The sequence below is a fragment of the Rhizobium rosettiformans genome, assembly GCF_016806065.1.
In the GTDB taxonomy this organism is placed as follows: domain Bacteria; phylum Pseudomonadota; class Alphaproteobacteria; order Rhizobiales; family Rhizobiaceae; genus Allorhizobium.
In genome coordinates, this window is sequence record NZ_CP032405.1 from 887,137 (window position 1) to 903,883 (window position 16,747).

Annotated in this window: 19 protein-coding genes and 1 tRNA gene; 14 read left to right on the top strand and 6 right to left on the bottom strand. The window is 62.5% G+C overall.

Annotation, left to right across the window (positions count from 1 at the left end):
• Nucleotides 1-14: 14 nt before the first annotated feature.
• Nucleotides 15-506, bottom strand: a complete 492-nt coding sequence (locus D4A92_RS04230; protein ID WP_203018324.1) for a hypothetical protein — start codon at nucleotides 504-506, stop codon at nucleotides 15-17.
• Nucleotides 507-528: 22 nt separating this feature from the next.
• A tRNA-Leu gene (locus D4A92_RS04235) sits at nucleotides 529-613 on the bottom strand.
• A gap of 179 nt (nucleotides 614-792) precedes the next feature.
• On the opposite strand from D4A92_RS04235, the gene D4A92_RS04240 reads away from it, so the two are divergent.
• Nucleotides 793-1,374 carry a YqaA family protein gene (locus D4A92_RS04240; protein WP_040300934.1) on the top strand — a complete coding sequence of 194 codons (582 nt, stop codon included), beginning with the start codon at nucleotides 793-795 and terminating at the stop codon, nucleotides 1,372-1,374.
• Between the two features lie 11 nt (nucleotides 1,375-1,385).
• A complete protein-coding gene (locus tag D4A92_RS04245; protein WP_203018326.1) occupies nucleotides 1,386-1,901 on the top strand; it encodes a disulfide bond formation protein B in 516 nt (171 codons plus the stop codon).
• A 54-nt stretch (nucleotides 1,902-1,955) separates the two neighbouring features.
• Here the strand turns inward: D4A92_RS04245 and D4A92_RS04250 are convergent, their stop codons facing one another.
• The gene (locus tag D4A92_RS04250; RefSeq protein ID WP_203018328.1) at nucleotides 1,956-2,513 is read right to left on the bottom strand and encodes an HNH endonuclease; all 558 of its coding nucleotides are present in this window, start codon (nucleotides 2,511-2,513) and stop codon (nucleotides 1,956-1,958) included.
• A 107-nt stretch (nucleotides 2,514-2,620) separates the two neighbouring features.
• Entirely contained in the window at nucleotides 2,621-3,265 is a 645-nt protein-coding gene (locus D4A92_RS04255; protein ID WP_203018330.1) for a DNA-3-methyladenine glycosylase family protein, read from the bottom strand.
• Between the two features lie 44 nt (nucleotides 3,266-3,309).
• Here D4A92_RS04255 and gluQRS point away from each other — a divergent pair, with 44 nt between their 5' ends.
• A complete protein-coding gene (gluQRS, locus tag D4A92_RS04260) occupies nucleotides 3,310-4,206 on the top strand; it encodes a tRNA glutamyl-Q(34) synthetase GluQRS (RefSeq protein WP_203018331.1) in 897 nt (298 codons plus the stop codon).
• Here gluQRS and D4A92_RS04265 read toward each other — a convergent pair.
• Entirely contained in the window at nucleotides 4,177-5,070 is an 894-nt protein-coding gene (locus D4A92_RS04265; RefSeq protein ID WP_203018332.1) for a YihY/virulence factor BrkB family protein, read from the bottom strand. The genes gluQRS and D4A92_RS04265 overlap by 30 nt on opposite strands.
• A gap of 93 nt (nucleotides 5,071-5,163) precedes the next feature.
• Between D4A92_RS04265 and D4A92_RS04270 the strand changes: the two genes are divergently transcribed.
• The 11 genes from D4A92_RS04270 to D4A92_RS04320 all read left to right on the top strand — a co-directional run bounded on the left by D4A92_RS04270 (nucleotide 5,164) and on the right by D4A92_RS04320 (nucleotide 16,058).
• Nucleotides 5,164-5,988 carry an SDR family oxidoreductase gene (locus tag D4A92_RS04270; RefSeq protein WP_203018333.1) on the top strand — a complete coding sequence of 275 codons (825 nt, stop codon included), beginning with the start codon at nucleotides 5,164-5,166 and terminating at the stop codon, nucleotides 5,986-5,988.
• A gap of 30 nt (nucleotides 5,989-6,018) precedes the next feature.
• Nucleotides 6,019-6,216 (top strand): twin transmembrane helix small protein, encoded by a 198-nt coding sequence (locus D4A92_RS04275; protein WP_006728764.1) that lies wholly within the window; start codon nucleotides 6,019-6,021, stop codon nucleotides 6,214-6,216.
• Between the two features lie 3 nt (nucleotides 6,217-6,219).
• Nucleotides 6,220-6,798 carry a cob(I)yrinic acid a,c-diamide adenosyltransferase gene (locus tag D4A92_RS04280; protein ID WP_203018334.1) on the top strand — a complete coding sequence of 193 codons (579 nt, stop codon included), beginning with the start codon at nucleotides 6,220-6,222 and terminating at the stop codon, nucleotides 6,796-6,798.
• A 1,584-nt stretch (nucleotides 6,799-8,382) separates the two neighbouring features.
• Nucleotides 8,383-9,240, top strand: a complete 858-nt coding sequence (locus D4A92_RS04285) for a rhomboid family intramembrane serine protease (RefSeq protein WP_203018335.1) — start codon at nucleotides 8,383-8,385, stop codon at nucleotides 9,238-9,240.
• Nucleotides 9,241-9,414: 174 nt separating this feature from the next.
• Complete coding sequence (locus D4A92_RS04290; RefSeq protein WP_203018337.1) at nucleotides 9,415-10,164, top strand: electron transfer flavoprotein subunit beta/FixA family protein; 750 nt, start codon at nucleotides 9,415-9,417, stop codon at nucleotides 10,162-10,164.
• A 25-nt stretch (nucleotides 10,165-10,189) separates the two neighbouring features.
• A complete protein-coding gene (locus D4A92_RS04295) occupies nucleotides 10,190-11,119 on the top strand; it encodes an electron transfer flavoprotein subunit alpha/FixB family protein (protein WP_203018339.1) in 930 nt (309 codons plus the stop codon).
• A gap of 126 nt (nucleotides 11,120-11,245) precedes the next feature.
• On the top strand, nucleotides 11,246-12,127 hold the full coding sequence (locus D4A92_RS04300; RefSeq protein WP_203018341.1) for a 3-hydroxybutyryl-CoA dehydrogenase: 882 nt from the start codon (nucleotides 11,246-11,248) through the stop codon (nucleotides 12,125-12,127).
• A 144-nt stretch (nucleotides 12,128-12,271) separates the two neighbouring features.
• Nucleotides 12,272-13,255 carry a thiosulfate ABC transporter substrate-binding protein CysP gene (gene cysP, locus D4A92_RS04305; RefSeq protein ID WP_203018343.1) on the top strand — a complete coding sequence of 328 codons (984 nt, stop codon included), beginning with the start codon at nucleotides 12,272-12,274 and terminating at the stop codon, nucleotides 13,253-13,255.
• Nucleotides 13,256-13,323: 68 nt separating this feature from the next.
• Nucleotides 13,324-14,145 carry a sulfate ABC transporter permease subunit CysT gene (cysT, locus tag D4A92_RS04310; protein WP_203018345.1) on the top strand — a complete coding sequence of 274 codons (822 nt, stop codon included), beginning with the start codon at nucleotides 13,324-13,326 and terminating at the stop codon, nucleotides 14,143-14,145.
• Between the two features lie 3 nt (nucleotides 14,146-14,148).
• Nucleotides 14,149-15,039 (top strand): sulfate ABC transporter permease subunit CysW, encoded by an 891-nt coding sequence (gene cysW, locus D4A92_RS04315; RefSeq protein WP_203018347.1) that lies wholly within the window; start codon nucleotides 14,149-14,151, stop codon nucleotides 15,037-15,039.
• Nucleotides 15,036-16,058: a sulfate/molybdate ABC transporter ATP-binding protein gene (locus D4A92_RS04320; RefSeq protein ID WP_203018349.1), complete on the top strand. Its 1,023-nt coding sequence runs from the start codon at nucleotides 15,036-15,038 to the stop codon at nucleotides 16,056-16,058. Before cysW ends, D4A92_RS04320 begins: the two co-directional genes overlap by 4 nt.
• 18 nt (nucleotides 16,059-16,076) lie before the next feature.
• On the opposite strand, the gene tlpA is transcribed toward D4A92_RS04320, so the two are convergent.
• On the bottom strand, nucleotides 16,077-16,742 hold the full coding sequence (gene tlpA, locus D4A92_RS04325) for a thiol:disulfide interchange protein TlpA (RefSeq protein ID WP_203018352.1): 666 nt from the start codon (nucleotides 16,740-16,742) through the stop codon (nucleotides 16,077-16,079).
• Nucleotides 16,743-16,747: the final 5 nt, after the last annotated feature.

A 16,747-nucleotide genomic window follows, 5' to 3' on the forward strand; every position in this document is an offset into this window, starting at 1 on the left:
ACTGCCTTGAAAGATCAGCCCTTGGCTTGGGCGCCCTCTGCGCGCATCAAGGCAACCAGCGCCTTGAGCTCGCCGGCACGTACCATCTGCGCCGGCGTGCGCCCGGCAAAAGCCTCGAGCTTCTGGCTGCGATACCACTTCTCTGCCGCCTCCTTCGCGCCGAGCCGCTTCATCGCAAGCGTCAGAACCAGCGTCTTTGCATCGGCAGCCGACACGGTACCGGCCTCGATAGCTGCATCGATACGGGCGATCTGCGTCTGGACAGACTGCTGCCGAAGCTTCTGGCGCATGGCCGCAACCTGCGGCGCAACCGGTGCCACGATGTTGATCTTCTGCTTGCCATCAACAGGAGCGGCAGGCGACGCGGTCAGGGATGCAGCCGCCTGCGGCTTGCCTTTGCCCTTGGCGGCAACGGGCTGCGCCGGCGCCTTCGGCAACAGGCCGGCATCCACCACCACCTGCTGGACAGGTTGCGCCATACGGATCTTCTTCCCGGTGTTGCTCATGCCTTCTGCCTTTTTGAGAATGTGGTGCCCCATGCCGGAATCGAACCAGCACTCCTTTCGGAACTCGATTTTGAGTCGAGCGCGTCTACCAGTTCCGCCAATGGGGCACATGAGCGTCGGATGGACAGCGCCGGACTATACGAGCCGGGGTGTTTCGGTCAACGCCTTTTTCGAGCATCACTTCACGCAATCGTTCACTGCTTGCGTCCGACGGCGTGGCGGCACCATTTACAGGCGGCCATGCGCACCCTAGAACGCCGTGAACCATCTACCCACGGAAGTCTCAATGCTGCGTCGAATGTATGATTGGACGATGTCGCTCGCCGGCACGCGCCACGCCGATCGGGCCCTTGCTGGCGTGTCCTTCGTCGAAAGCTCCTTCTTTCCGATTCCGCCGGATGTTCTGCTCATTCCCATGGTCATCAGGCGCCGGGACCACTGGTTCAGGCTGGCACTCCTCTGCACGCTCGCGTCCGTCCTCGGTGCATTCCTCGGTTATGCCATCGGCATGTTCCTGTTCGAGGCGATCGGACGCCCCATCCTCGCCTTCTACGGCAAAGAGGACGCCTTCGAACAGGTGGCGGGCTGGTACAACACCTGGGGTGGCTGGGGTGTGCTGTTTGCCGCGATCACACCTTTCCCCTACAAGGTCCTGACGATCTTCTCCGGGGCAACGGGGCTGAATTTCCTCGTCTTCACCATTGTCAGCATCATTGGCCGTGCATTCCGTTTCTTCCTCGTCGCCTTCCTGCTGAAGCTCTATGGCGAACCCATTCGCCTCTTCATCGAGAAATATCTCGGTCTTCTTTTTACCCTTTTCATGCTGCTGCTGATCGGCGGCTTCTACCTCGTGAAATTCGCCCTGTGAGAGTGCTGCAGATGAATTCGATCCTGACACCCCTGAAGTCCGATGGCGCGCTCGCCGCCTTGCTTACCTTCGGCATGGCGCTCGTTGTGGGCTCCGCCCTCGGCTTCGAGCATATTGGCGGCTATATCCCCTGTGCGCTCTGCCTGATGCAGCGCAATCCCTACTATATCGGCATCGGTATCGGTATTCTGGCCGTCCTCTCTGCCGTCTTGCGCCTCCCGCCAGTCTTCACGAAGGTACTGCTGATCGCCATCGCCATCACCATGCTGATCAGCGTCGGCATGGGCATCTATCATTCCGGCGTCGAGTGGAAGTTCTGGGAAGGCCCGTCGACCTGCGCGATCGGCGCCACCGGTGGCGATACGCCGGTCAACGTGCTGGAAGCGTTGAACGCCACGAAGGCTCCCTCCTGCACGGAGGCGACGCTTCGCGTGCTCGGCCTGTCCTTCGCCGGCTGGAATGTTCTGACGAGTGCCGCCCTTGCAGCTCTCGCGCTCTGGGGCGTCTTCCGCAAGCCCGCTATCTGACTCGCATCCGAGGCGGCGCAATCTGTGCCGCCTCCAGCCGCCTGCCGCCTTACTTCAAGGCTGCAATTCAGTATCCCAGTAGAGATAGTCCATCCAGCTTTCGTGTAGGTAGTTCGGCGGGAAGAGCCGGCCATTGTTGTGCAGGTCCTGCACCGTCGGCCGGTAGGGTGACTGATGCGGATGCATGCCGGCCTGCTTGGGGAGCTTCGATCCCTTGCGCAGATTGCACGGTGAGCAGGCCGCAACGACATTCTCCCAGGTCGTCTCGCCGCCATGAGCGCGCGGGATGACATGGTCGAAGGTCAGGTCTTCGGGCGAACCGCAATACTGGCATTCGAACTTGTCGCGCAGGAAGACATTGAAGCGGGTAAAGGCCGGGTTCCGGGTCGGCTGAACATAGGTCTTGAGGCTGACCACGCTTGGCAGTCGCATCGAGAAACTCGGCGAGCAGACGGAGTGTTCATACTCGGCGATGATGTTCACACGGTCGAGGAAGACCGCCTTGATCGCGTCCTGCCAGGACCAGAGCGACAAGGGATAATAACTCAGTGGCCGGTAGTCGGCATTCAGGACGAGCGCCGGCAGGGCCTGGGGAGAAACTGCAATCGTCAAGGGGTACTCCTGATCGATTCGGCATCTGCCCCTCTATATTAGGTCCGTTGTTACAGCATTGTGAAGCCTGAATCTTTGAGACGCATTGCGACCTCTCGGCGCGCCCTTCACCGGGGCAAAGCGGTGCGGCCGGTGATCAGGGCATAATGCGCCCAGAATAGCCGTGCAGCGACCGATCGGACAGGCGCCCAGGCTTCGGCCAACTCCGCCACAAGTTCGGGAGCTGGCCGTTCTCCGGCGAAAAAAACATCGCCCACCGAGATCCTGAGTGCCACGTCGCCGACCGGGAAGATGTCCGGATGGCCGCCGCAGAACATCAGATAGACCTCGGCCGTCCAGGGGCCGATGCCCTTGAGACCGGTCAGCGCTGCCATCGCGGTCTCCGCCGGCATTTCTGCCAGCTCGTCGAGCCGGAAGGGTCCGCCGAGATCGGCCTTGGCGGCCTCTTCGAGTGCCTGCGCCTTGCCGCGCGACAGGCCGAAGGTGCCGATCAGTTCAGGGCCAAGCGCCAGATAATCCTCCGCAAGCGGCCTGTTTCCCAAAACCGCTGTCATCCGCCGCCAGATCGCGTCGGCACTGGCGCGCGACACCATCTGCGAAACGATGATCGAGGCGAGCCCCGCAAATCCCGGCGGCGACAGGCGAAGCGGCAGCGGACCGCAGGCGTCTGCGATGGGACAGAGCCGGGGATCGCGTGCCAGCAAAAGGGAAAGCCCCGCAGCGAGATCGGCCTCGCATCGGATCGTCGTCAAACCCGTCCCCTTTTCCTCATTCCACTCTCATGCGAAGGAAAAGCATGACCGAACGCGATCGTCAAACCACCGGACAGGATGCCCCCGTCTTTCGTTTCGCACCGAGCCCCAACGGCAGGCTGCATCTCGGCCACGCGCTGTCTGTCCTGTTGAACGCCGACATGGCCGATAAAATGGGTGGGCGCCTGCTGTTGCGGATCGAGGATATCGACCTGACGCGCTGCACGCCGGACCTCGAACAGGCGGTCATCGACGATCTCATGTGGCTGGGAATCCCCTTCGAACGACCCGTCCGCCGCCAGTCGGAACACTTTCCGCTTTACCGCGAAGCCCTCGACCGGTTGAAGGCCATGGGGCTGGTATATCCCTCATTTCTCACGCGTGGCGAGGTGAAAGCCCGTGTTTCGGCTTTCGAGCGCGAAGGCGGCCCCTGGCCACGGGACCCGGACGGCGCGCCGCTCTATCCGACAGAGGAGCGAGCCCTTTCAGATGCCGAGCGGGCCGAAAGGCTGGCGACAGTCGAACGCTACGCCTGGCGGCTCGACATCGACAAGGCACAACGTCTGCTTGGGGGACCTTTGACCTGGCAGGAAACCGGCGACGGGCCGACCGGGGAGATCGAGGCGGATCCTGCCGCCTGGGGCGATGTGGTGCTCTGGCGCTCCGATGCGCCGGCAAGTTACCATCTGGCCGTCACGGTGGATGATGCAGCCCAGGGCGTGACCAACGTCGTGCGGGGCCTAGACCTCTTCCATGCCACGTCGATCCATCGCCTGCTGCAGACCCTGCTCGGTCTGCCCGCGCCCGTCTACCACCACCACCGGCTGATCCTGGGCCCCGATGGCCGCAAGCTCTCCAAAAGCCTCGGCGACACGGCGCTGTCGGCGCTTAGAGCAGAGGGCAAGACGCCGTCAGATATTCGCGCCATGGTCGGGATTTGAGATCCCGCCTTCCGGCAGGGTCTTCACTGGCACCACCCGGAATTTCATCAGCGCCGCGTTGAATTCTGCGCCGATGATGAAGATCGCACCGACCATGTAGAGAAAGACCAGCACGATCATGATCGAAGCAAGACCGGCATAGGTTGCGGCGTAATTCGCGAAAGAGGCGAGATAGTAGGCAAACAGAAGCGCACCGACCAGCCAGAGCGCCAGCGTCAAGAGGACGCCGGGCAAGACGTCGATGAGTCTCCGCCGCCCGGCAGGCAGACCGAGATGGAAAACCACAAGCGCCAGGACGAGAAACAGAACGGTTCCGTAAACACGCCAGTTGGCGACGGTCGCGAGAAAATCCTTGAGGAAAGGAAAGAGTCTCTCTGCATAGGCGAGCGCCACCGGCACGGCGACGAGGAGCGCGCTGATCGCCGCCAGCACCACGACGGCGGCAAGCACGAAACCGAGGCTCACCAGTCGGGTCACATACCAGGGGCGCGTCTCTGCCACGCGATAAGCGCGGTTGAGCGAGACGCGCAGCGCCTCAACACCGTTTGAGGCAAAATAGGCGGCCGCCAGCACCGAGATGGTCAGAAGCCCACCGCGCGGGATGGTCAACACCTGCACCACCTGGTCGGACAGCGGCTTCGCAATGGTCTCCGGCCAGGTGTCGAAAATCAGATGCACCGCCGTCTCGGCGAACTGGTCGGCGCCAAGGAAACTCGCAAGCGCCGTGCCGAAGATCAGGAAGGGGAAGAGCGCCAGAATTGCCGACAGCGCGACATGGCTCGCCATCGCCCAGCCGTCGTCCTCGGTGAAATGCCAGAACGCGTCAAAGCCGACCTTGTAGAGCATACGCAGGAAAGTCGGCATCCAGTCTCCTCAAGAACGCGGGGCACGATTGCAGGCTCGGGCCGAATATGGGAAACCCATCGCCGTTTGCAAAGCAATAACGAGGTTATCCCCGTGAAGAGCATCATCGTCACCGGTTGTTCCTCCGGCATCGGCGCCTATTGTGCCGAGGCCCTCAAGCGCGACGGCTGGCGGGTCTTTGCGACGGTGCGCAAGCGGGAAGACTTGGGCGCGCTCGAGGCGAAGGGCATTGAGGCCCTGCTCATGGATTACACCGATCAAGCCAGCATCGAAGCCCTTGTCGCCACGGTCTTCGAACGCACCGGCGGCCGGCTCGATGCCCTCTTCAACAATGGCGCCTATGGCCAGGCGGGCGCCGTGGAAGATCTGCCGACGGAAGCGCTGAGGGACCAGTTCGAAACGAATCTTTTCGGTTGGCACGATCTGACCCGCCGGGTGATCCCGGCGATGCGGGCGCAAGGAGAGGGCCGCATCGTGCAATGCTCTTCGATCCTCGGTATCGTGCCCTATCGCTGGCGCGGCGCCTATACGGCCTCGAAGTTTGCGCTGGAAGGTTTGTCGCTGACGCTTCGCATGGAGCTCGAAGGCTCCGGCGTGCAGGTGAGCCTGATCGAGCCCGGCCCGATTGAAAGCCGCTTCACCGCCAATGCGCTCCACCACATCCGCCGGGTGATCGATCTTGAAAACTCCGTGCATGCCGACGACTACCGCCGGCAGCTGGCGCGACTGGATGGCACGGGGCCCGTCAACCGCCACAAACTGGGGCCTGACGCGGTCTACAAAGTCCTCACCCACGCCTTGACCGCCCGCCGCGCCCGCCCACATTATCTCGTGACCAAGCCGGCGAAACAGGGGGCCCTGATCAAGCGCTGGCTGCCGGCCGACCTCTTCTATCGACTGATGCGCTCGCTGGACTGACCGGCGACGAACAAAGGCTCATCCCACGTTATGTCCACATTCACCTATGTCCTCGCCATCATCGTCATGGGGCTCGTCGCCCTCGTCCTCTTGCGAGGCCTCTTCAACATGCTGAAGGGCGGCGACGGCAATACATCCAACAAGCTGATGCAGGCCCGTATCGTGCTGCAGGCAATCGCAATCGCGCTGATCATGTTGACACTCTGGCTGACGGGCGGGGGACGCTGAACCATGGTCAAGCTCAACAAGATCTACACCCGCACCGGCGATGACGGCACCACGGCACTGGTCACCGGCCCGCGCCGCCTGAAACACGACCTGCGCGTCGATGCCTATGGCACGATCGACGAGACCAATTCGGCGATCGGCATCGCCCGGCTGCACACGGCCGATATGCCGGAGCTCGACGCCATGCTGATGCGCATCCAGAACGACCTCTTCGACCTCGGCGCCGATCTGGCAGCCCCCGAAACCGGGGAAGTGCTCTCCTACGAACCGCTGCGCGTCATCGAAGCGCAGGTCGACCGGATCGAGAAGGAGATCGACCAGCTGAATGCCGATCTCGACCCGCTCAAATCCTTCATCCTGCCCGGCGGCACGCCGGCGGCCGCCTATCTGCATCTCGCCCGAACCACCTCGCGCCGGGCCGAACGCATCATGGTCGAACTCTCCCGCTTCGACGGCGAGGAAGTCGGCGAACCCGCGCTGAAATATGTGAACCGGCTGTCTGACTTTCTGTTTGTCGCGGCGCGCCACGCCAATGACGGCGGCAAGGCGGATATTCTATGGGTGCCGGGGAAGAATAGGTAGGCAGCGAATCCCCCTCTCCCCCTTGTATGAGAGGTTACAAAATCGAGGGCTTAGCCCGATCAGGGCTAAACCTCAGATTTTGTTGGTGAGGGGATCGGTGCTGCGGGCATGGAGAACGGACCCCCTCACTTGCGATTTCTGATGTTTAGGCGGCTTGCGCTCGCCTAATTCATCGAAATCGCTTTCTCCCCCACCAAGGGGGAGATGGGCGTCGCGCATTCCTCGCCCCTCATGCTGAGGTGCCCGCGTGAAGCGCGGGCCTCGAAGCATCCCTCTTAATGTACCTGTGGCTTCGCCCTTCGAGGCCGGGCAGGCCCGGCACATCAGTGTGAAGGGAAAACCGACTTGTCAAAAATCCCAAGCTTCGCCGCCGGTCGGGATTAACTCCCTCCGGGTCAGTCTCATGCTTGTCCTCGGGCTTGACCCGAGGGGTCGGACGAGGCGCCAGAAGCAACCTGTCTAAGTAATTTTATGTGGCTCCTTCCGGCGCCTCGTTCGGCGTCTATTCCCGCTGCATGCGTCTCTCTGGCAAGGCGGCGACGGTCCTCGTCATCCTCGGGCTTGACCCGAGGACCGAGGAATGACCGGGCGCGGGTCCGGCTGCGGCAGAGTCCTCCGAAGAGTGTTCTGCCAGAGCCTGGCCGGTGGCCCGGGAGGTTCCCGCCGGATGGTGCACCATGCCGACCGGGACCCTCGCCCGGGGGATGATCGTCCGGCCATTCGCGACCTCACCATCATCCCCGCCGTTTTGTCCGCCCCGCCGTCTGGATGTTCGCGACGGCGTGGGCGCCTTGTCTGTGTGCCTCTGAGGCACGTCCTTCCGTTCGGGGTATCCGGTGAGGAGGCATCCGACCTCGTCACCTTCGTTACCAGCCCCACGTCCGGAGGGAGACCGTTGCAGCGGGCCGGGGATTTGGATCTGCGATAACCCTCGCCCCCGGCGCCGGCCCCGCCTCGCCTGACATCGCATCGTCAGGTGTATCCGAGGGCGGGACAGGGACTAGGGTAAGGGCGTGGAAATGGGCGAGGATGAAAAAAGTTGTGACGTTGATTTTGTTGGGGAATTTTCGAAAGTCGTCCCCCTTTTTTTTCGGAAAAGGCCGAGTTCGTGGCTTTGCCCCTCACCCTACCCTCTCCCCGCAGGCGGGGAGAGGGGGGCGCAAGCGTCGGCCGTCCTGGCCTTCTCCCCGCGAGCGGGGAGAAGGTGCCCCGAAGGGGCGGCTGGGGCAATGGCATCTTGCGCCACGTTCCATCTCCCCCCTTGCGGGGGAGACTTCGGAGCGGTGGCCGAAGGCCAGAAATCGATCCCCGCGCGAAGGCTGTGAGAGGAATTGGCCCGAACAGGGCCAAAACTCAGATTTCGCAAGAGAGGGGCTTGGTGAGGTGAGCGCCAACTGAACCGTGCCCCCCTCCAGGAAAATCTGAAGTTTAGGCGGCTTGCGCTCGCCTAAGCCTTCGATTTTCCGTCCTCCCCCGCTTGGGGGGGAGGTGGGGGCCGCATACGTTGCGACCTGCCCCCTGTCCCCATCCCCCAAGCTGCGCTAGTTTCTACCCACCCATCACCGGCGAAACCGACGAGGCGCGATGTTCATTCCCCTGCACGACCGAAACGCGCTGAAGCACATCCGCAAGCAGTATGTGACCCTGGGGCTGATCCTTGCCAATGTCGTGACCCATGCGCTGGCGACGCTGGCACCCGATGCGCTCTACGAGGTCGGGGTTTATGGCATGGGCTTCATACCGGCTGTTGCCTTCAACATCGCCGAGCTCGACCCGCGCTTCGTGCTGGTGCCGGAAGGTGCGACCTACGTCACCTATTCCTTTCTGCATGGCAGCTGGCTGCATCTCGGTTCCAACATGCTGTTCCTCTGGGTCTTCGGCGACAATGTCGAGGACGCGATGGGGCACTTCAAGTTTCTGTTCTTCTATCTCGCCTGCGCGGCCGCCGGTGCCTTTTTCCATGCGCTGGTGGTACCAGCAAGCCAGGCCCCACTGATCGGGGCGTCAGGCGCCGTCTCCGGTGTGGTGGCTGCGTATCTGATGCTGCATCCCAAGGTGCGCGTCTGGGTGCTGGTCTTCATGCGCTTTCCGCTACCGCTCCCGGCCTTTATCCCGCTTCTCTTCTGGGTCGGCCAGCAATTCGTGATGCTGGTCATTGACCGCGACAGCAATGTCTCTTGGGGCGCCCATGTCGGCGGCATCATCGCCGGGGCGATCCTGGTGCTCTTTTTGCGACGTCCGGGTGTGCCGCTCTTCGATCGGGCGATCGTGACACCCAAGGCCGTCGAACACGCAGCGCCCACCGTGGATGTCGCGACAGTCGGGCCCTGGGGCCAGAGACCGGCCGGCGACCCGAGAGCCCGGGAGAGGGACGAGGCCGAAAACGGCGCGAAAACCCCGGCATCGCAACCGGTTCGCAAGGTCACCCATTGGGGACGATGACAAGAGGTCGCGGCGGCGAAGTATTGACGTGAACGTCAACGTAAATTATTGCTGTCCGTCAAACGGCATCGATCGTTGTGTTTGGGAAAAAAATGCGTATCGATGTCGCCAATCGACAAACGGCGGAGCGCATCAACGCGCATTTTCCGGCAGAAGATTTGAAGAGAGGAACCCATGAAGATACTCGTCCCAGTCAAGCGGGTTGTGGATTACAACGTCAAGATCCGCGTCAAGCCGGATGGTTCCGGCGTCGAGCTCGCCAACGTCAAGATGTCCATGAATCCTTTCGACGAGATCTCGGTCGAGGAAGCCCTGCGACTGAAGGAAGCCGGCAAGGCTGAGGAAGTGGTGATCGTGTCCATCGGCCCTGCTAAGGCCGAGGAAACCATTCGCACCGCACTCGCCATGGGCGCTGATCGCGGCATCCTGATCGAGACCGACGAGACCGTCGAGCCGCTCGCGGTCGCCAAGCTCCTGAAGGGCGTGGTGGAAGCCGAGGCTCCGGGCCTCGTCATCGTCGGCAAGCAGGCAATCGACGACGATTCGAACCAGACCGGCCAGATGCTGGCAGCGCTGCTCGGCTGGGGCCAGGCGACGTTTGCCTCCAAGCTCGAACTCGGCGCCGACAAGGCGACCGTGACCCGCGAAGTGGACGGTGGTCTGCAGACCATCGACGTCACGCTGCCCGCGATCGTCACCACCGACCTGCGCCTGAACGAGCCGCGTTATGCCTCGCTGCCGAACATCATGAAGGCCAAGAAGAAGCCGCTCGACAAGAAGGCTCCGTCCGACTTCGGCGTCGACGTTGCCCCGCGCCTCAAGGTTCTGAAGACCGAGGAGCCGGGTGGCCGCAAGGCGGGCATCAAGGTGAAGTCGGTGGCAGAGCTTGTCGACAAGCTCAAGAACGAAGCCGGCGTATTGTAATCGGAACGGACAGGAGAAACGTAAAATGGCTATTCTTCTTCTCGCAGAACACGACAACGCGACCGTTTCCGAACAGACCGCGAAGGCGCTGACGGCTGCCACTCAGATCGGTGGCGATGTGCATGTGCTAGTCGCCGGTTCCGGCGCAAAGGCGGCCGCTGATGCTGCTGCCAAGCTCTCGGGCGTCTCCAAGGTGCTGCTCGCCGACGACGCTTCGCTCGGCAACAACCTGGCAGAGCCGCTGGCCGCGCTCATCGTCTCGATCGGCGACTCCTACGACACGATCATTGCGGCTGCCACCTCGGTCGGCAAGAACGTGATGCCGCGCGTCGCAGCCCTGCTTGACGTCATGCAGGTGTCTGAAATCACCGAAGTGGTTTCGGCTGATACCTTCAAGCGTCCGATCTATGCCGGCAATGCGATCCAGACGGTGCAGTCGACCGATGCCAAGAAGGTGATCACCGTCCGCACGGCCTCCTTCGCCGCCGCCGCTGAAGGTGGTTCGGCTGCTGTCGAGACCGTTTCTGCTGCCGCAAACCCCGGCGTTTCCAGCCACGTCTCCGACGCGCTGTCCTCGTCCGACCGTCCGGAACTGGCGTCTGCCAAAATCATCATTTCCGGTGGCCGCGCACTTGGCTCCTCGGAGAAATTCCAGGAAGTGATCCTGCCCGTCGCCGACAAGCTGGGTGCCGCCGTTGGCGCCTCGCGCGCGGCTGTCGACGCCGGCTACGCCCCGAACGACTGGCAGGTCGGCCAGACCGGCAAGGTTGTTGCCCCGCAGCTCTACATCGCCTGCGGCATCTCGGGTGCCATCCAGCACCTCGCCGGCATGAAGGACTCGAAGGTCATCGTCGCGATCAACAAGGACGAGGAAGCGCCGATCTTCCAGGTCGCCGATTACGGCCTCGTCGCCGACATCTTTGAGGCCCTGCCGGAGCTCGAGAAGGCACTGTGATCACCCTTTCGCAACTGCGAAAGGACTGGTCAAAGAACCCTTTGCGGTCTATCAATCAGCCGGGCCCGCGATAAACGGGCCCGGCATTTTCTTGGGTGAAGTCTGGAACGGGTGAGGAGCGAGACGATGACGGGTAAGATCAGCAACGTGGGTGTCGTGGGTGCCGGCCAGATGGGCTGCGGCATCGCGCAGGTCTCCGCTGCCGCCGGCTACAAGGTCACGATCTACGACCTCTCCAAGGACAGGATCGAAGCCGGTCTCGCCACGATCAACGGCAACCTCGCCCGCCAGGTGACCAACGGCAAGATCACCGATGAACAGCGCAAGGCAGCCCTTGCCCTGATTTCGGGCTCGTCCGATGTCAACGATCTCGCTCCATCAGATCTCGTCATCGAGGCGGCAACGGAAGACGAGAGCGTCAAGCGCAAGATCTTCGCGGCCCTCTGCCCGGTGCTCAAACCCGAAGCGCTGATTGCGACCAACACCTCCTCGCTGTCGATCACCCGCCTTGCCTCTGCCACCGATCGGCCAGAGCGCTTCATGGGCATCCATTTCATGAACCCGGTTCCGGTCATGAAGCTCGTCGAACTGGTGCGCGGCATTGCGACCGACGAGACCACCTTCGCCACCGCCAAGGACTTTGTCTCCTCGCTCGACAAGACGATCACGGTGGCCGAAGACTTCCCGGCCTTCATCGTCAACCGCATCCTGCTGCCGATGATCAACGAGGCGATCTACACGCTGTATGAAGGCGTGGGCTCGGTCGAGGCGATCGACACGGCCATGAAGCTCGGCGCAAACCACCCGATGGGCCCGCTGCAGCTGGCTGACTTCATCGGTCTCGATACCTGTCTTTCGATCATGCAGGTGCTGCATGAGGGCCTGTCGGACTCGAAGTACCGTCCTTGCCCGCTGCTGGTCAAATATGTCGAGGCCGGCTGGCTCGGTCGCAAGTCTGGCCGCGGCTTCTACGACTATCGCGGCGAAGTGCCGGTTCCGACGCGCTGATGGACCATTCCGGCGGGGGACCCTCCGGCGGAAAGATATTTGCCCCTCCGGGCAATCATTGGTCGGCCATTCCTCGGAAGAGACGGGCCGACCCTCTAGTTTGCGGGGCAGATAGAGATCCCCCGCATACCGGAGTACCAGTCCATGAAACGCCTCCTCCTCTTGAGCGCCGCCCTCGCAGCACTTTCCCTGCCGGTTTCAGCCAGCGCCGCAGACAAGCTGCTCAACGCCTCCTATGACATCGCACGCGAAATCTTTGCAGCCCAGAATGAAGCCTTCATCAACGCCAATCCGGGTGTGACCATCGACCAGTCGCATGGCGGCAGCTCGCGTCAGGCGCGTGCGATCGTCGAGGGACTTGAAGCTGACGTGGTCACCTTCAACCAGGTGTCGGACGTCGAATTCCTCGCCAAGAACGGCTTCATCAACGAAGGCTGGCAGTCGGAATTCCCGAACAACGCCTCGCCCTTCTATTCCTTCCCGTCCTTCCTGGTGCGTGCCGGCAATCCGAAGGGCATCAAGGACTGGGACGATCTCGCCCGTGACGACGTGCAGGTGATCTTCCCCAACCCGAAGACCTCGGGCAATGCCCGCTACACCTATCTCGCGGCCACGGCCTACGCGAAGGAGAAGTTCGCCGACGACGAAGCCAAGGTGACGGAATTCGTCGACAAGATCTTCGACAACGTGCCGGTCTTCGACACCGGTGGCCGCGCCGCAACGACGACCTTCGTCGAGCGCGAGATCGGCGACGTGATCATCACCTTTGAAGCCGAGACCAAGTCGATCGCCAAGCAATATGGCGAAGACAAGTTCCAGCAGGTGGTTCCCTCTGTGAGCCTGCTCGCCGAATTCCCGGTCGCGATCGTCGACAAGGTTGCCGATGCCAAGGGAAGTCAGGAACTCTCCAAGAAGTATCTCGACTTCCTTTATTCGCCGGAAGGTCAGAAGATCGCCGCTGAATTCGGTCACCGCGTCCATGACGAGGCGGTTGCTGCCGAATACAAGGACCAGTTCCCGGAGATCCGCCTCGTGACCGTCGAAGATGCGTTCGGTGGCTGGGCCAAGGTTTCCGAGGAGCATTTCGCCGAAGGCGGCATCCTTGATGGAATCTATGGCAGCCGCTAAGCACGGTATTCGATCGATGTCAGGACCGGCGGATCATCCGCCGGTTTTCTCATGAAAGGACGACGACGTTGACACGCCGCATATTGCCGGGCTTCAGACTGTCCCTCGGGATCACGCTGGTCTATGCCGCGATCATCATCCTGTTGCCGCTGGCAGCCCTGATCTTCAAGGCAGCAAGCCTTGGACCCGCAGACTACTGGCGCATCGTATCTTCCGAACGCGCCGTGGCGAGTTATGGCGTGACGGTCGGCTCGGCGCTGGTGGCGACCCTATTCAATCTCGTCTTTGGTCTCGCGCTTGCCTGGGTTCTCGTGCGTTATCGCTTTCCCGGCCGCCGTATTGTCGACGCGCTGGTCGACCTGCCCTTCGCGCTCCCGACGGCCGTTGCCGGTATTTCGCTGACGACGCTGTTTGCCTCGAACGGCTGGTTTGGCTCGGCGCTTGGCGAAATCGGCATCAAGGTCGCCTATACGCCGCTCGGCATCATGGTCGCCATGGCCTTTACCAGCCTGCCCTTCATCGTGCGCACGGTACAGCCGGTGCTGGAAGAGCTCGACCCGGCGCTTGAAGAAGCCGGCCAGACGCTCGGCTCCAGCGACTGGTCGATCTTCCGCCGCGTGATACTGCCGCTTCTGACGCCTGCCTTGCTTGCCGGCACCTCGCTCGCCTTTGCCCGCAGCCTCGGCGAGTTCGGCGCAATCATCTTCATCGCCGGCAACCAGCCCTTCTCGACCGAGATCACGGCCCTTCTCGCCTTCATCCGGCTCGAGGAATACGACTATCCGGCATCGGCCGCGATCGCCTCTGTGATGCTGTTTGCCGCTTTCGTCATGCTGGCGGTGACCAACTACCTGCAGGCCCGCGCCCTGCGCTACACGGTGAAAGGCTGAACCATGAGCCAGTCAACCTCGGGACGACGCCCGCCCCGCGTCGGCGATGCGCCCCTTTTCAAATACGCGCTGATCGGCGCGGTGCTGCTTCTCGTCCTGTTCTTCGTGGTCGCCCCAATGGCGGTGATCGGCCTAGAGGCCTTTTCCAGGGGCGTGCCGTTCTTCCTCGAGACGATCGCTGCCCCCGACACGCGCCATGCCATATGGCTGACGGTGATGACGGCGCTGATTGCGGTACCGATCAACACCATCTTCGGCGTGGCGGCCGCCTGGGCGATCACCAAGCATGATTTTCGCGGCAAGCGCTTGCTGACGATCCTGATCGAGATTCCCTTCTCGGTCTCGCCTGTTGTCGCCGGCGTCGCCTATCTCTTCGTCTATGGCCTGCAGGGCATATTCGGCCCCACCCTCGACAGCGCCGGCCTGAAGATCCTCTTTGCCCTGCCGGGCATCGTGCTCGCCTCGATGTTCGTCACCGCACCCTTCGTCGCCCGCGAACTGATCCCGCTGATGCAGGCGCAGGGGCGCGATCTCGAGGAGGCTGCAACCTCGCTGGGTGCGAGCGGTTTGCGCACCTTCTTGTCGGTGACGCTGCCCAACATCAAATGGGCGATGCTTTACGGCGTCGTGCTCTGCAATGCCCGTGTCATGGGTGAATTCGGCGCCGTGTCGATCGTCTCCGGCAACATCCGTGGCCAGACGAATACGCTGCCGCTGCATATCGAGCTGCTTTACCAGGACTACAACGCCGTCGGCGCCTTCGCTGCCGCCTCAATGCTCGCCGCGCTGGCACTGGTCACGCTGGTGGCCAAGGTTCTGCTCGAACGCCAGGGCGCAGGACGCCGGAACCGACCGGCCACGCTCGCCGGCAATACTTCGGAGAAGATTTCGTGAACATTCGCCTCGACACGGTCGTCAAGACCTTCGAAACCTTCCGCGCCGTGCATGGCGTCTCGCTCGACATCAAGAGCGGCGAACTGGTGGCGCTGCTCGGCCCCTCGGGCTCCGGCAAGACGACCATCCTGCGCATGGTCGCCGGCCTCGAATTTGCCGATGGCGGCCAGATCCATTTCGGCGAAGAGGATGCGACAGACATTCCCGTGCGCGATCGCGGCGTCGGCTTCGTCTTCCAGCATTATGCGCTTTTCCCGCATATGACGGTCGCCGAGAATATCGCCTTCGGCATGAAGGTCTCGAAGCTGAAGCGCTCGACCGCCGACATCGATCGGCGGGTCGAAGAACTGCTCTCCCTCGTCCAGCTCGCTGGATTGGGTGAGCGCTTTCCCGGCCAGATCTCCGGCGGCCAGCGCCAGCGCGTGGCGCTTGCCCGTGCGCTTGCGGTCGATCCCCGCGTGCTTTTGCTCGACGAGCCCTTCGGCGCGCTCGACGCCAATGTGCGCCGCGACCTGCGCCGCTGGCTACGTTCCATCCATGACGAACTCGGCATCACCACGCTCTTCGTCACCCATGACCAGGAAGAAGCGCTCGACCTCGCCGATCGCGTCGTCATCCTCGACAAGGGCAAGATCGTTCAACAGGGCACGCCGGAAGAAGTCTGCCGCCATCCGGCCAACGCCTTCGTCATGCGCTTCCTCGGCGACACCAATGCGCTGAAGGCGAGTGTTGTGAACGGACAGGCGACCGTCTGCAACATGACCTATGCGGCGGACGGCCTGAAGGATGGACCGGCCGAGCTTCTCTTCCGTCCGACCGATGTCGTCTGGAGCGAAGATGCCTCAAAGGGTGTCGCGGCAACCATCCAGCGGGTTCTGGATCGCCCAGGCTCGCGACGGGTGCTTGCCGGAACGACAGATGGCACGACCGTCGAATTCGACGTCTCCCCCGACTTCGCCAAGGCGAAGGGCGATGAGGGCTTCATCGAAATCCTCAGGCCGCGGCTGTTTCAGGACTGACCGATAGCGGGCAGCGGTTCAGCTGCCCGTCGCTGCCGCCATCACCAACGCCTTGGCGTCCGCGCCGTCCCAGACGGCCGGACCGTTCATGCTACCGAGCAGGCACCCCCTGCCATCAACGAGCAGCGTGACCGGCAGACCGAAGGCAAGGCCCTCGCGCTTCAACTGGTTGAAGACGCCCATGGAAGCGTCGCGATAGAGACCGAGTGCGTCGACGCCGGTTTCCTCGAGGAAGGTCTGTGGCTTTTCGACATCGCCGGTGTCGATATTGATCGCAAGCACCTGAAACGCCTCACCCCCAGCCGCCGTCTGCAGGTTGTTGAGAGCTGGCATTTCCTCACGGCAGGGCACACACCAGGTCGCCCAGAGATTGATCAGCACCGTCTTGTCGGCAAAGTTTGCCATGGTCATCGGTGTACCTTCCTTGTCCTGGAAGGTCAGCCCCTGGATGAGCTTCGGTTCGCTGACCGGGATCATGGCCGCGACATCGCCCTTCAGATAGGGCGTCAGCGCCTCCGCCCTGGCGACGGATCCCTCGCATTGCGCGGCATCTGCGGTCTCCACGGCATTGCCAGACATGGTCTGATTCACGTATACCGCAGCCGCGCCGGCGACGATGCCGGCCACCGCCGCAATCGCAACCAGCTTGGTAGGGAAGAGGCCCGCGGGTTTCTTTTCTGTCATGTCAT

Bases quoted from the DNA above. Each gene is read 5' to 3' on its own strand.
- D4A92_RS04230 (WP_203018324.1), bottom strand. From the start codon at position 506: ATGAGCAACACCGGGAAGAAGATCCGTATGGCGCAACCTGTCCAGCAG.
- D4A92_RS04240 (WP_040300934.1), top strand. From the start codon at position 793: ATGCTGCGTCGAATGTATGATTGGACGATGTCGCTCGCCGGCACGCGC.
- D4A92_RS04245 (WP_203018326.1), top strand. From the start codon at position 1,386: ATGAATTCGATCCTGACACCCCTGAAGTCCGATGGCGCGCTCGCCGCC.
- gluQRS (WP_203018331.1), top strand. From the start codon at position 3,310: ATGACCGAACGCGATCGTCAAACCACCGGACAGGATGCCCCCGTCTTT.
- D4A92_RS04265 (WP_203018332.1), bottom strand. From the start codon at position 5,070: ATGCCGACTTTCCTGCGTATGCTCTACAAGGTCGGCTTTGACGCGTTC.
- D4A92_RS04275 (WP_006728764.1), top strand. From the start codon at position 6,019: ATGTCCACATTCACCTATGTCCTCGCCATCATCGTCATGGGGCTCGTC.
- D4A92_RS04280 (WP_203018334.1), top strand. From the start codon at position 6,220: ATGGTCAAGCTCAACAAGATCTACACCCGCACCGGCGATGACGGCACC.
- D4A92_RS04285 (WP_203018335.1), top strand. From the start codon at position 8,383: ATGTTCATTCCCCTGCACGACCGAAACGCGCTGAAGCACATCCGCAAG.
- D4A92_RS04290 (WP_203018337.1), top strand. From the start codon at position 9,415: ATGAAGATACTCGTCCCAGTCAAGCGGGTTGTGGATTACAACGTCAAG.
- D4A92_RS04295 (WP_203018339.1), top strand. From the start codon at position 10,190: ATGGCTATTCTTCTTCTCGCAGAACACGACAACGCGACCGTTTCCGAA.
- D4A92_RS04300 (WP_203018341.1), top strand. From the start codon at position 11,246: ATGACGGGTAAGATCAGCAACGTGGGTGTCGTGGGTGCCGGCCAGATG.
- cysP (WP_203018343.1), top strand. From the start codon at position 12,272: ATGAAACGCCTCCTCCTCTTGAGCGCCGCCCTCGCAGCACTTTCCCTG.
- cysW (WP_203018347.1), top strand. From the start codon at position 14,149: ATGAGCCAGTCAACCTCGGGACGACGCCCGCCCCGCGTCGGCGATGCG.
- tlpA (WP_203018352.1), bottom strand. From the start codon at position 16,742: ATGACAGAAAAGAAACCCGCGGGCCTCTTCCCTACCAAGCTGGTTGCG.